Here is a 14009-nt window from a genome sequence, read left to right as displayed (position 1 = left end):
GGAAGATGGACCCCGTGGCCCATATTGACGTTTCTGGCATTGATTACTTCCTCTCCGACGGCACCCAGCTTCTCAACGGAGTGAACTTCAAGGTCCCGGATGGCACCAAAACGGCCCTGATTGGCCCCAACGGCACCGGCAAGACCACGCTGTTCAGGATCATCTCCGGCGACCTGGTTCCGGACGAGGGAGTCATTGGCCGATCCGGGAGCATGGGCATCATGCGCCAGTTCGTGGGCCAGGTCCGGGACGAGTCCACTGTCCGTGACCTCCTGGTTTCCGCCGCGCCACCGGCACTCGCCGCTGCCGCCAAGGAAGTCGACGAAGCAGAACTGGCCATGGTGGAGCACGACGACGAGCCAAGCCAGATGCGCTACGCCCAGGCGATCGTGGACTGGGGCGACGCTGGCGGCTACGACGTCGAAACCGTGTGGGATGAGGTCTGCATGGCCGCGCTGGGACTGCCATTCGACCGTGCGCAGCACCGCCCGGCGTCGACCCTTTCCGGTGGCGAGCAGAAGCGGCTGGTCCTGGAAGCGCTCTTCGCCGGCCCCGACGAACTGCTGCTGCTCGATGAGCCGGACAACTACCTCGACGTGCCCGGCAAACGATGGCTCGAAGCGAAACTCAACGAGTCCAAGAAGACAGTATTCTTCATCAGCCACGACCGTGAGTTGCTCAACAACGCAGCCGGCCGGATCGTCACCCTGGAACCGGGCATCAACGGTGCCGGTGCCTGGATCCATGGCGGCGGTTTTGGCTCCTACGTGGACGCCCGGGCCGACAGGAACGCGCGCTTCGAAGAGCTGCGGAAGCGGTGGGACGAGGAGCACGTCAAGCTCAAAGAACTCGTCAACATGTACAAAAACAAGGCCGCGTTCCGCTCTGACATGGCCAACCGGTACCACGCAGCGCAAACCCGGCTGGCGAAATTCCTCGAAATTGGTCCACCCGAAGCGCTGCCGATCGAACAAAACGTGCAGATGCGGCTCAAGGGCGGCCGAACTGCCAAACGCGCGATCGTTGCCGAACGGCTTGAGCTGACCGGTCTGATGAAACCGTTCTCCACCGAGGTCTGGTTTGGGGACCGGGTTGGCGTGCTGGGCTCAAACGGGTCAGGTAAGAGCCATTTCCTCCGGTTGCTCGCCACGGGCGGCACGGACCCGGAGCGCGAACACGTGCCGGTGTCCGACGTCGACATTGCAGAAGTGCCGCACGAGGGCACCGTGAAACTCGGCGCCCGCATCCGGCCAGGGTTCTTCGCGCAGACTCACGTCCGGCCTGACCTGTTGGGGAAGACCCTGCTGGAAATCCTGCACCGCGGCGACGAACACCGTTCCGGGATGGGCCGCGAGGCTGCCGCCGGTGCGCTGGACGGCTACGGATTGGTCGGGCAGTCCGAGCAGAAGTACGAGTCGCTCTCTGGCGGCCAGCAGGCCCGCTTCCAGATCCTTTTGCTGCAGCTCAGCGGCGCAACCTTGTTGCTGCTGGACGAGCCCACGGACAACCTCGACCTGCACTCGGCGGAAGCGTTGGAGCGGGCCATCGACCATTTCGAGGGAACAGTGCTGGCGGTGACCCACGATCGCTGGTTTGCCAGGACGTTCGACCGGTTCATGGTGTTTGGTTCCGACGGCAAGGTATATGAATCGGACGAACCCGTGTGGGACGAGAAGCGCGTCCAGCGCGCCCGCTAGCCACCCTCCCGGAGATCCTGCCGCTTTTTTACCAACCTTCCCGGACATCCCGTCGCGTTTTGCGTAACCCTCCCGGACATTCGGCGGCGGTAGCACCAGGACTCCGGGAGGGTTGGCCGTTCGGTCGTAAAAACTCCGGGAGGGTTCCAAAATTTTGATCCACCATACTCAGGGGAAGTAGTGCACGCATGAGCGCCAAGACAGACAAAGCCAGCCCGGCAGCATTGCGGGCCGCCACCATCGCGACCTTTGTGGTGTTCGGCATCAACGGCCTGGTGTTTGCCAGTTGGGCAGCCAGGATTCCGGCCGTCACGGAAACCTTGCAGATCACCTCCGGGCAGATGGGTGGCCTGTTGCTGTGCATGGCGCTGGGTTCCCTCCTCGCCCTGCCCACCGCGGGCCTGGTGGTGGGCAGGATTGGGACTGCCAACACCGTGCGCCTGGGTGGGCTCATCGCAGCGGCGGCCGGGGTGGGAATCGCGGGTTCCCTATCGATTGCGTCCGCTCCCGCAGTGGCTGTCTCGCTCTTCTTCTTTGGCATCGCCGTGGGTCTGTGGGACGTTGCGCAGAACCTGGAGGGGGCCGACGTCGAACACCGCCTTGGCCGGACGGTCATGCCCCAGCTGCACGCGGCCTTCAGTGGCGGCGCTTTCGTGGGGGCGCTCGTGGGTGCCGGTCTGGCGACCATTGGCGTGGACTTGCCGCTGCACCTGTTGGCTATCGTGGTGGTGGTCCTGGTGGCGACCATGGTGGCGCCAAAGTACTTCCTGCCCCACGTTCCCGCCGCTGTGGTCCCGGAAGGCGAAGCCAAGCCGGCTCGCGGCCCCTCGGCCTGGCGTGAAAGCCGCACCCTCCTGATTGGTGTGGTGGTGCTGGGTGCCACGTTGACCGAAGGCGCGGGCAACGACTGGATTGCCAAGGCCTCGGTGGACGGCCTGGGCACTTCAGAATCCACGGGCGCGCTGCTCTTTGCGCTCTTCGTCCTGGCGATGACGGCTGTCAGGTTTGCCGGCGGCCGCATCATCGACAGGTTCGGCCGCGTGGTGTCGTTGCGTGCCAGCATGGCCGCTGCCGCGGTGGGGCTTTGCCTCTACGTCCTGGCCGGTGAGGTCTGGCTGGCCGCGATTGGCGCAGCACTGTGGGGAATGGGCGCGGCGCTGGCCTTCCCCATGGGCATGTCCGCGGCGTCGGACGATCCCCGGCGTGCTGCGGCGAGGGTATCGGTGGTGTCCACCATCGGTTACGTATCGTTCCTGGCGGGGCCTCCGCTCTTGGGTTTCCTGGGCGATCTCACCGGAATCCACCAAGCGCTGCTGGCAATCCTGGCACCGATTCTGTTGGCACTTTTGCTCGCGGGCGCGGCGAAACCGCTCAAGGCCGTTCCTGCGCACGACGGCGGCCCAACGGCTTAGGTGGGTTGCCGCCCACGGGTGCCTAGTTGCGTCAGTCCCGGCGGTAGGGTGAAAGAATGCGGAACAAACGAGGCCCGATCAGCCTATTGGATAGATACCTCGTCCGGAATGTTTCACGGCTCCCGAGTGGGGAGCACGACGATTTCTTCAGGACGCTATCCGCAGCGGCCAACAACGGCAAATTGTGGATGGCGGCCGCAGCGGCCATGGCGATAATCCCAGGTCGTCCCCGCCGCGCAGCACTGCACGGGCTCATTGCCCAAGGCGTAGCGTCCGGAGTGACCAACGTAGTGTTTAAAACGCTACTGCCACGCAACCGGCCGCACCCGGACAGCCTGCCGGTCTTCAGGTTCGTCCATCCGCAGCCCACCAGCTCATCCATGCCCTCAGGACACTCCGCATCAGCAGTCGCGTTCGCTGTAGGTGCGGGACTGGTGCAGCCAGGGATCGGTGCGGCCTTGGCTCCCGTGGCTGCAGCCGTGGCCTATTCCAGGGTGCACACGGGTGCGCACTGGCCTTCCGACGTGGCATTCGGCTCAGCCCTTGGGGCTGCCTCGGCGCTGGTCACCCGCCGTTGGTGGCCAGTCCGGCCGCCCATCCCCGCGCTCACCAGGACACCCGTTCCCGCGCCGAAGCTGAGCGAGGGGCAGGGACTCAGCATCGTGGTGAACACCTTGGGCGGATCCTTCACCGATGAAACGGCCGACGCCCTTCGAAAAGTATTACCCAAAGCGCATATTCTCCTGATGGAACATGACCAGGATCTTGCCGAGCAGGTCAACCGCTGCGCCGACACGCCCGGCACCCTGGCCTTGGGCGTGTGGGGCGGCGACGGGACCGTGGGCACTGCCGCAGCGGTCGCCGTCGAACGTTCCCTGCCGTTACTGGTGCTGCCCGGCGGTACCCTCAACCACTTCGCAAAGGACGCGGGCACCGGCAGCCTGCGCGACGCCCTCACCGCCGCCGTGTCCGGTGAGGCTGCGCTGGCCGACGTCGGAACGGTCACCATCCAGCGTGGCCTCCTGAGTGAGCCGGAGATGCTCAGCATGACCATGCTGAACACCTCAAGTGTTGGCCTGTACCCCAACCTGGTGCGGCGCAGGGAGCAGTTGCAGCCTGCCCTCGGTAAACCGCTGGCGGGGGTGGTGGCTATGTTCCGCACGTTCGCCGCCGGGACACCCACATCGCTTACCGTCGACGGCATCAGGCACAAGGTGTGGATTGCGTATGTGGGGCGCGGCAGGCACTACCCCCTCGACCATGCGCCGCTGGCTCGGCCAGTTCTGGATGACGGCGTCCTCGACCTTCGGCTGATTACCGCAGATGAGCCCTTTGCCCGGCTTCGCCTCCTCTGGGCGGTGTTGACGGGAACTGTTGCCAGTTCGCGGATCACCCACCTGCAGGAAGCCACCGAAGTCCATATCGACGCTGGCGGCGCGCCTATGGTTTTGGCGGTGGACGGCGAGGTCCTGGCCGGCGTGCGAGCTGTGACCTATACAGTGCAGCGGCGTGCGCTGACGTACTACTCCCCACTACCTCAGTGACCAGGACGGTCATCACTCCGGAGTACCCAGGGCAGCACCAAATCATCCCCAAGACAGGCGAATTACCGCTGCGTCCTCGGTAGCGTAGAAGCACACCACCGTCTCCACACACATTCGGCAGCGCGGGCTGCCAACCGGAGGGAACCATGATTGAGGCACTCAACCTGACCAAAACCTACGGGGCAAAAGCCGCCGTAGGTGGTGTCAGTTTCACCGTCAAAGCCGGGCAGGTTACCGGATTCCTGGGGCCAAACGGCGCCGGAAAATCCACCACCATGCGCATGATCATGGGCCTGGACCGGCCTACTTCCGGATCGGTCACCGTCAACGGACTCCCCTACGTGCAGCACAAGGCTCCGCTGCAGGAAGTGGGTGCGCTCCTGGATGCCAAGGCGGTCCACACCAGCCGAAGCGCCTACAACCACCTCCTTGCCATGGCGGCAACCCACAGCATTCCCAAGAGCCGGGTCCGCGAAGTCATCGAGATGACGGGTCTGGAAGCAGTTGCCCGGAAGAAGGCCGGCGGATTCTCACTGGGTATGGGGCAGCGGCTCGGCATTGCCGCCGCGTTGCTGGGCGATCCGCAGACCCTGATCCTTGACGAACCCGTCAATGGGCTCGATCCCGAGGGTGTGCTCTGGGTGCGTAACCTAGTGCGCTACCTCGCCTCGCAGGGAAAAACAGTGTTCCTCTCCTCGCACCTCATGAGCGAAATGGCGCAGACAGCCGATCACTTGATTGTGATCGGCCGCGGCCGCATCATTGCCGATGCCCCTGTCCGGGACATCATTGCCGGCACTCGGCAGACCAAAACGCTGGTCCGGACCGGCGCTTCGCAACAGCTCTCGGCTCTCCTCGCAGGCAACGGCGTCACCATCGACCAGAGCGAGCCCGAAACCCTCACTGTGACAGGCCTCGAGCCCCGCCAGATCGCGCAGCTCGCCCTGGAACACCAAGTCTTGGTTTACGAGCTCACCCCCCAAGTCTCCTCCCTAGAAGACGCCTACTTCGACCTGACCAAGGACGAAGTGGAGTACCACTCGCATCTGACCGGCGCACCCGCCGAAGCCGCCCCCGCAACGGTAGGAAAGTAGCACTGATGAGTACCTCCACTGATACCACCGCCCCCCAGACCAGGGCTGCCGCAGCCCGGCACGGCTTGACGTTCGGCGGCGTGCTGCGTTCCGAATGGATCAAGCTGTGGACCTTGATGTCTACCCGGATCCTCCTGCTGCTGACGCTGCTCGCGACTGTCGGTGTGGGCACTCTGACCATTCTGGTCCGCTTCAGCATCCTGGACCAGATGGCCAAGTCCGCCCGTGAACAGGGCCTGGAGCCGTCGTCGGGCATGCTGACGGAATCCATGCCAGCTGGCTCAGGCCTGGACCTTTACAACTTGCCCAACGCGGGACTGCAGATCGGCATCCTGATCATCGGTGCCTTGGCGGTGCTGTTCATGTCCTCCGAGTACGCCACGGGCATGATCCGGTCCACCATGAGCGCCGTGCCGCGGCGGACGCCCGCCTTCCTCGCCAAGGCCATCATCCTGGCGGTCATCTCCTACGTCATCACCACCGTGGCCGGAGTGGCAACGTTCTTTATCGCCCAGCCGGTCTTCCGTGGGCTTGGCATCGATTTGGACTGGTCCACGGAGGGCGTGCTGTACAGCGTCTTCACCGGCGGCCTCTATGTGGCAGGCGTTGCGCTTATCGGGTTGTCGTTGGGCACGCTGCTCCGCAACTCAGCAGGTGCCATTACGGTCCTGGTGGGCATCTTCTTCGTCCTCCCGATCGCCTCCAGCGCCGCGACGCTGATCCCCGGCGATTTTTGGAAGTACGTCCCCCAGTACATCCCCAGCGAGGCCGGCGGACGGTTCCTCTCGATTGGCCACATTGACGCGTTCATCGATCCTTGGCAGGGCGGCCTGATCTTCCTTGGCTACGTGCTGTTGTTCTTCATCCCAGCCCTGCTGGTGCTCAAGAAGCGCGACGTCTAGTCAGCACCGTGCAGCATCCGACGACGGCGAGGGACGTGGCAGCCAATCAGGCTGACGCGTCCTTCGCCGAACTCACAGCCCGGCGCCGGGGCCGGCTCCGCAGCTACCTTTACGAGCGGCCTCGCGTCATGGACGCGGTGGTTGCGGCGTGCTACGCGCTGCTCGTGGCCCCCACAGTGGTTGACGCCATCCGGTCCGGGAATTGGTTGGCTGCAGCCTTGCTGGTCGGCGTGGGCGGGGCCATGTTCCTGCGCCGCCGGTACCCCGTGGGCTTGGTTGCGCTTGTGGCGGTCGTTGAAGTTGCCGTCACCCTGCTGCATCCGTGGGGTTCGAACGTCTCAGCCGGCCTGTGGTTCTCGCTCTACGCCGTCGCCGTAGTCCACAGCCGCCGCTTCGCCCTGATCACCATGGCCGTGGCCACCGCACCGCTCGCCCTGCTCTACCTCATGGCCGCCGTGGGTCCCATGGAGGAGTCGTTGATCCCCGAAGCTGCCCGTTCCGGTGAGTTTCAGCTGATTTCCAGCATTGCCACCGGCGCCACCATCGCCCTCTCCAACGTCATCGCCACCGGTATTGGGATCGGGATCAGGCAGCGGCGCGAACACGAACAGGAAATCGCTGCGTGGGCAACCCGAACCGCGCAGCTTGCTTCGGTCAACGAACGGAACCGGATTGCCCGGGAAATGCACGACGTCGTTGCCCACTCGCTGACGGTGATGATCAGTCTCTCGGATGGCGCCGCCGTCGTGGTCCGGAAGAATCCCGAACGTGCCGGAGATGTTCTGGGTGAACTCTCCCGCACGGGCCGCGCGGCGCTGGCGGACATGCGCCGCGTCCTGGGGGTGCTCCGGGACGATGCGGGCCTCGTGGCGCCACGCCAGCCCCTCGCCTCGGGCGACAGCCTGGCCACCCTGCTCGATGGTTTCCGGACCGCAGGGCTGCCGGTGCACTACTCCTACACAGGCCCGGCGCTTCCCGCCGACGCCGCATTCCAGCTGACCGTCTACCGGATCGTGCAGGAATCGCTCACCAACGTGTTGCGGTATGGGAGGTCGCTGGGGCGCGTGGACGTGGCAATTGTCCGCTCCGGCGACGTGGTGAGCATCGACGTGCTCGACGACGGCGCAGGAGCGCCCGCCTGGCTCACCAATGAGCCAGGCACCGTAGCCCTGGGATCGTTTGGCTCTGGCCAGGGCCTTGCCGGGATGGCGGAGCGGGCCCGGATCTACGCTGGGACGGTCGAGGCTGGACGGACCCAACGTGGCTGGCGGGTGCATGTAGAACTCTCATGGGCCGCCGAGCAATCCAGCATCATTTCGTCCCCCGAACTGCAAGGCAGGCCATGACCGACAACACCACCATCGCCGTCCTGCTCGTGGACGATCAGCCCCTGCTGCGGATGGGTTTCAGGCTCATCTTGGAAGGCGAAGAAGACCTCCATATTGTAGGGGAGGCCTCCAATGGCGCGGAAGCGGTGTCGCTGGTCAAGGAACTGGATCCCGACGTCGTCTTGATGGACGTCCGGATGCCCGTCCTGGACGGGATCGAAGCGACGCGGGCCCTCAGTGCTGCGGATTCGAGAGCGCGCGTCATCATTTTGACCACCTTCGACGTTGATGAGTACGCGTTTGCCGGGCTCCAAGCTGGCGCGTCTGCGTTCCTGCTCAAGGATGCAGCACCGGAGGAGCTCATCCAGGCGATCCGGGTGGTGGCCAGCGGCGACGCCGTCGTGGCGCCGAGGGTGACCCAGCGGCTGCTCGAGACGTACGTTCGTGGCGCTGCCCGGCCCGCACCGGCAACGTCAGCACCGGACCCATTGCTGGCGGAGCTCACGCCGCGGGAAACAGAGATGTTGGAGGCCATGGCGGAGGGGCTTTCCAACGCGGAGATCGCCCATCGCTACTATCTGTCCGAGGCGACGGTAAAAACGCATGTGCGCAGGATTTTGACCAAGCTGCATCTCCGGGACCGGGTCCAGGCCGTGGTCTACGCCTATGAGACCGGCCTGGTGGTGCCGAGTAACCCTGACTACTGACCGGAGGGGTGCAGGATCCTCACAGCTGGCACACAGGCGAGCCCTACTCGCCGCATAAGGGGCCGGGCTTAGATGGATCCATGACCCCTCCACGCAGCCCCGAAGACCACCACCAGCCCCACCCGAACCATGATCGCGGACTTGAATTCGATCTCTCCACCATGATGAGCCGCCGGTCCCTAGGACTGTTCCTTGGCGCCGGTGGTGCCGTTGCGGCCCTCGCAGCGTGTACACCCGCATCGACATCGGGCACCGCAACGTCCACCGCCGCAGCTTCGGCGACAGCGACGGCGACAACGTCAGCCACAGCCACCGCCAGCCCCACCCTGACCCGCGCCATCGCCGAGTGTGGGGTGGAGATCCCGGAAGAGACCGCCGGCCCTTACCCCGGTGATGGCTCCAATGGGCCCAACGCCCTCGAAGCGTCAGGGGTGGTCCGTCAGGACATCCGCGCCAGCTTCGGATCCGGAACGGCTACCGCGGAAGGGGTGCCGTTGACCTTCACCCTGACACTGCTGGACAACGCCAACGGCTGTGTCCCCCTGGCCGGTGCGGCCGTGTACGCCTGGCACTGTGACCGGGACGGGAAGTACTCCCTGTACGACTCCGGGCTGACCAACGAAAACTACCTTCGCGGCGTGCAGGAATCGGACGCCAACGGCCAGGTCACGTTCACTTCCATCTTCCCGGCTGCCTACTCGGGACGCTGGCCGCACATCCACTTCGAGGTATTCGAATCCATGAGCAATGCCACTGCAGCCGGCCAGGTGCTGGCAGTTTCCCAGATCGCCCTCACCAAAGCGGCGTGCGATGACGTGTACGCCACCGCCGGCTATGAGCAGAGCGTCACCAACATGACCCGGACCACCCTGCAATCGGACATGGTCTTCGGCGACGACGGCGGCATCTACCAGCTGGCGACCATGACCGGGTCGGCAGCCACCGGGTACACGGCGGGGCTGAACGTCACCCTCTAGACTCGGGAGCATGCCTTCACTTTCTTCCGCAGCGGACCACATCCAGGACCTTGGCGCATATGTCAGCGCATCGCCGTCGAGCTTTCACGCAGTCCACGAGGCGGGGCGGCGCCTCACTGCGGCGGGATTTGTCCGGCTGGATGAGCGGGAGGAATGGGCTGCCGCGGCGGGCAGTTACTACCTGATCCGCGACGGGGCGCTGATCGCCTGGGTGGTGCCCGAATCTGCCGGGCCAACCACGGCTTTCAACATCCTTGGCGCGCACACGGATTCGCCGTCCTTCAAGCTCAAGCCGAAACCCACCACTGGGGCCTTCGGCTGGCTGCAGGCGGGCGTGGAGGTCTACGGCGGGCCGCTGCTGAACTCGTGGCTGGACCGCGAACTGCAGCTGGCTGGTCGCCTGGTACTGCGCGACGGCACCGAGCACCTCACCGCTACGGGTCCCATGCTGCGCTTCCCACAGCTTGCAATCCACCTTGATCGGGCAGTGAATGAGGGCCTCACGCTGGACAAGCAGCGGCACATGAACCCGGTCTGGGGCTTGGGCGATGCCCGCGATACGGACCTCCTCGCCGTCTTGGCGGCCCGGGTAGAAGGCGGCGGGGTGGACCCGGCAGAGATCGGCGGGTACGACGTCGTCATTGCAGACACGCAGGAACCGGCAGTTTTCGGCGGCAATAGTGAGTTCTTCGCCTCCGGCCGCCTCGATAACCTCTCGGCCACGCATGCGGGCCTTGCGGCCCTGATCGCCCACGCGGGCAACCCGCAGGGGCCGGGAAGCGCAGACACCCGCCCGATCGCGATCCTGGCAGCCTTCGACCACGAAGAGATCGGCTCAAACTCCCGCTCAGGTGCCTGTGGACCCATCCTGGAGGACGTCCTCGTCCGGATCTCGGATGGCCTGGGCGCAACGGTGAGCCAACGGCGGCAGGCCCTGTCGGCGTCGTTCTGCGTGTCAGCCGATGCCGGCCACGCCGTCCACCCCAACTACGCCGAACGGCACGACCCAGCCAACCACCCGCTTCTCAACGGCGGCCCGCTGCTCAAAATCAACGCCAACCAGCGCTACGCCACGGACGCCACAGGTGCAGCGTTCTGGGCGGGCCTCTGCGCGGCGGCGGGCGTTCCGTACCAGGAGTTCGTCTCCAACAACGTGATGCCTTGCGGGTCCACCATCGGCCCGCTGACGGCCACCCGGCTGGGAATCCGGACGGTCGACGTCGGGGTGCCCCTGCTTTCCATGCATTCGGCGCGGGAACTGTGCGGCGTCGATGACCCGTGGCGCCTCGCAGTGGTGACGGAACGGTTCTTCAAGACGGCGATCTAGCCGCAGGTGGGCGCCCGGTTCGGCGCCCACAGACCTGGTGCGGATACCCACAGTTACAGCGAATTCTCCTAGTAGGGCGGCTTTGACCTGCTTACGGTGGATTTACACGAACACCCTTTTGGCTAGCGTCCCGGTTCCGGACTACAGCGCGGCGGCCGCACAGGCCGGCAACAACAGGGTGTTGGTGATAACCAACTGACGCATCAGAGAAGGCGCCGCCCTTTGGCGCCTGGCGAGGACGGGGAGTGCAGACCCCAACCTGGCCTCTGTTCGGGTGCGCCGTGACCCTGGAGCCAAGAGATGTCCTCTGCACCCGCACTGCTGCCCGGCCTGACCAAGAAGTCGACGGGGCGGCCCACCTCGCTTTTAGCGAGGCCCGCGCACCAGTTCGCGCCAGCACCCCTGCCGCAGCCCGCCGCACTGCCTCCGTTCCCGGTCCCTATCAACCTGGGCGGGGCCCCTGTGCACCTGGCAACGGCCGACGACGCCGTGCGGCTCATCATGGCGCGCGCCGCCCGGCGTGGAGGAGGCCAGCCGCTTTCCGTGGCGTCGGCCAACCTGGACCACATCAAGCACTTTGGCCGGGACTCGAAATGGGCTGGCGTGCTCGAATCTGACACCAACTCGGAATGGCTCACGCTGCTCGACGGCGCACCCCTGGTCACGCAGGCAGAGCGGGTCACTAAAGTGCGCTGGCCCCGACTGGCCGGCAGCGACCTCTCTTGGCCCATCCTGGACGAGGCAGCGGTAGCCGGCCTCAGCGTTGGCTTTATTGGCGGCATGCCGGAAACCCACGAGCTGGTCCGGGTCCGGCTCGACCAGGACTACCCCGCACTGAAGGTGGCCGGCTACTGGGCCCCTGACCGGAAGGACCTCACCGACCACGCAGCGTCTACTGCCCTGGCCGCAGACATCGCGGGTTCCGGTGTCGACATCTTGTTCGTGTGCCTCGGCAAACCGCGGCAGGAACTCTGGATGAAGGACTACGGGCACCTGACCGGTGCCCGCGTCCTGCTCGCCTTCGGCGCCACCGTTGACTTCTTGGCAGGCAGTGTCCGCCGGGCACCGGAGGCGTTGCGCGACGCCGGCCTTGAGTGGGCCTGGCGCCTTGCATTGGAGCCCAAGCGGCTCGCCTCCCGGTACCTCGTAGACGGCCCCCCCGCGTACGCCCGATTGCGCGCACACAGCGGGCCCGACGTCGTTCCCCCCGTTCCGACGTCGGGTACGGGTTCGCGGTCCTCGGCCTCGCCGGTTCCCACCGGCATCCCGCAGCCGTCGCTCCTGGGCTTCTCGGCCAAGGACGACGCGGCCCAGGTTGCCGTGCTGGTGGTGACCTACAACAGCCAGGACACCCTGCCCAAGCTCGTGGAGGACCTGCGCAAGGAAGTGGCGCAGCAAAGCATCAAGGTCATTGTTGCGGACAACTCGCCGTCGTCAGCCACCATCGACAGCATCCACGGCCAGGACGATGTGGACATCTTCCGGACCGGCGGAAACCTCGGCTACGCAGCAGGGATCAACCTCGCCATGCAGCGGGCCGGCAATGTGGAATCATTCCTGGTCCTGAACCCGGACATGCGCCTCGAGGAAGGCTCCATCGCGAAACTTCGGGCCCGGATGGCAACCTCCGGCGCCGGCGTCGTGGTTCCCCTCCTGCGCGACGACGACGGTACTGTCTACCCCTCGCTGCGGCGTGAACCCACGGTGTCCCGTGCTGTAGGCGACGCGGTCCTGGGCAGCCGGATCCAGAGCCGGCCAGGGTGGCTCTCCGAGATGGACTACGGCCCGGAAAGCTACGAACGTGCGCACCAGGTGGATTGGGCCACCGGTGCTGCCCTGCTGATCGACGGCCGCACCGCCCGCAAGGTGGGCGACTGGGACGAGCAGTACTTCCTCTATTCCGAGGAAACCGACTTTATGCGCCGCGTCCGCCGGACGGGCGCCAGTGTGTGGTTCGAGCCCTCGGCCCGGATGAGTCACAGCCGCGGGGCCTCCGGCGCCTCGGTGGAACTCGACGCACTGATGGCCACCAACCGGGTGCGGTATGTGCGCAAGTTCCGGCCTGTTACCTACGCCAAGCTCTTCCACGGCGCGGTCATCCTGAGTTCGCTGCTCCGTGCGCCGATTCCGGGAAACCAGGGAATCCTGGCCACTGTTGCCCGTGAATCGCGCTGGGCCCAGCTGCCGCGCCCCGATTCGGAGCTGGATCCAGCCCTGATGCCGCGCGGATCGGTGGTCATTCCGGCGCACAATGAGGCGGGCGTGCTGGAGCGCACGCTGGACCACTTGGCCCCGTACGCGGCAGCTGGCCGGCTTGAGGTCATTGTGGCCTGCAATGCCTGCACAGACGCAACAGCGGCCATCGCCAAGCGCTACCCGGGGGTGCAGGTGCTTGAGCTTGCCGAGGCCTCCAAGGTAGCTGCGCTTAATGCCGCGGACCAGGCCGCAACCGTGTGGCCACGGCTCTACCTTGACGCCGATATTGAGATTCGGCCGGCCGCGTTGGCGACACTCTTCTCCACCCTGTCCAACGGCGATGCCCTCGCTGCGCGGCCGGAGTTCGTCTACGACAGCAAGGGTGCGCACTGGCTGGTCAGCTCCTACTACCGGGCCCGCTTCAGGATGCCGTCCCAGCGGGCGCACCTCTGGGGCGCAGGGGCGTATGCCGTGAGCTCTGAGGGTCACTCCCGGCTGGGGTCCTTCCCGGACGTCACCGCCGATGACCTGTTTGTGGACTCGCTCTTCAGCGCTGACGAGAAGGCAATCCTCAACACCAAGCCTGTGGTGGTGCGGATCCCCCGTGCTGTTGAAGGGCTGGAAGCCATCCTCCGCCGGACGTACCGGGGCAACACTGAACAGGGCGACGCAGGCGACGCCGGCAGCTCGGTCCGCGAACTCCTCGGCTCAGTCCGTGGCCCCGGGTCAGCCTTCGACGCGGCGGTCTACGTGGCCTTCGCCCTGCGCGGCCAGCGCGCTGGTGGCCGGGCCACCACCAAGGCCTGGGAACGGGACGAGAGCAGC

10 protein-coding genes are annotated in these 14009 nt (G+C 65.7%); all 10 read left to right on the top strand.

Annotated features, from left to right (window positions below):
- Window positions 1-14: 14 nt before the first annotated feature.
- Window positions 15-1697: an ABC-F family ATP-binding cassette domain-containing protein gene (locus tag PSET11_RS00085; RefSeq protein ID WP_124089530.1), complete on the top strand. Its 1683-nt coding sequence runs from the start codon at window positions 15-17 to the stop codon at window positions 1695-1697.
- A gap of 188 nt (window positions 1698-1885) precedes the next feature.
- On the top strand, window positions 1886-3109 hold the full coding sequence (locus tag PSET11_RS00080; protein ID WP_124089528.1) for an MFS transporter: 1224 nt from the start codon (window positions 1886-1888) through the stop codon (window positions 3107-3109).
- 56 nt (window positions 3110-3165) lie between these two features.
- Complete coding sequence (locus PSET11_RS00075) at window positions 3166-4653, top strand: bifunctional phosphatase PAP2/diacylglycerol kinase family protein (RefSeq protein ID WP_124089526.1); 1488 nt, start codon at window positions 3166-3168, stop codon at window positions 4651-4653.
- Window positions 4654-4799: 146 nt separating this feature from the next.
- Window positions 4800-5747: an ABC transporter ATP-binding protein gene (locus PSET11_RS00070; RefSeq protein ID WP_124089524.1), complete on the top strand. Its 948-nt coding sequence runs from the start codon at window positions 4800-4802 to the stop codon at window positions 5745-5747.
- 5 nt (window positions 5748-5752) lie between these two features.
- Window positions 5753-6649, top strand: coding sequence for an ABC-2 family transporter permease (locus PSET11_RS00065; RefSeq protein WP_124089522.1), 897 nt, complete (start codon window positions 5753-5755; stop codon window positions 6647-6649).
- Window positions 6650-6684: 35 nt separating this feature from the next.
- Window positions 6685-7995 carry a sensor histidine kinase gene (locus PSET11_RS00060; protein WP_238988962.1) on the top strand — a complete coding sequence of 437 codons (1311 nt, stop codon included), beginning with the start codon at window positions 6685-6687 and terminating at the stop codon, window positions 7993-7995.
- Entirely contained in the window at window positions 7992-8684 is a 693-nt protein-coding gene (locus PSET11_RS00055; RefSeq protein ID WP_124089519.1) for a response regulator, read from the top strand. The genes PSET11_RS00060 and PSET11_RS00055 overlap by 4 nt, the downstream gene beginning before the upstream one ends.
- Window positions 8685-8764: 80 nt before the next feature.
- Window positions 8765-9661, top strand: coding sequence for an intradiol ring-cleavage dioxygenase (locus PSET11_RS00050; protein WP_124089518.1), 897 nt, complete (start codon window positions 8765-8767; stop codon window positions 9659-9661).
- 10 nt (window positions 9662-9671) lie between these two features.
- Window positions 9672-10988 (top strand): M18 family aminopeptidase, encoded by a 1317-nt coding sequence (locus PSET11_RS00045; RefSeq protein WP_124089516.1) that lies wholly within the window; start codon window positions 9672-9674, stop codon window positions 10986-10988.
- Window positions 10989-11288: 300 nt separating this feature from the next.
- The coding region (locus PSET11_RS00040; protein WP_124089514.1) for a WecB/TagA/CpsF family glycosyltransferase at window positions 11289-14009 on the top strand (2721 nt) is incomplete at its 3' end.

This window comes from Arthrobacter ulcerisalmonis, assembly GCF_900609065.1.
Classification (GTDB): Bacteria; Actinomycetota; Actinomycetes; order Actinomycetales; family Micrococcaceae; genus Arthrobacter; species Arthrobacter ulcerisalmonis.
This window is presented reverse-complemented; position numbering and strand designations above follow the sequence as displayed.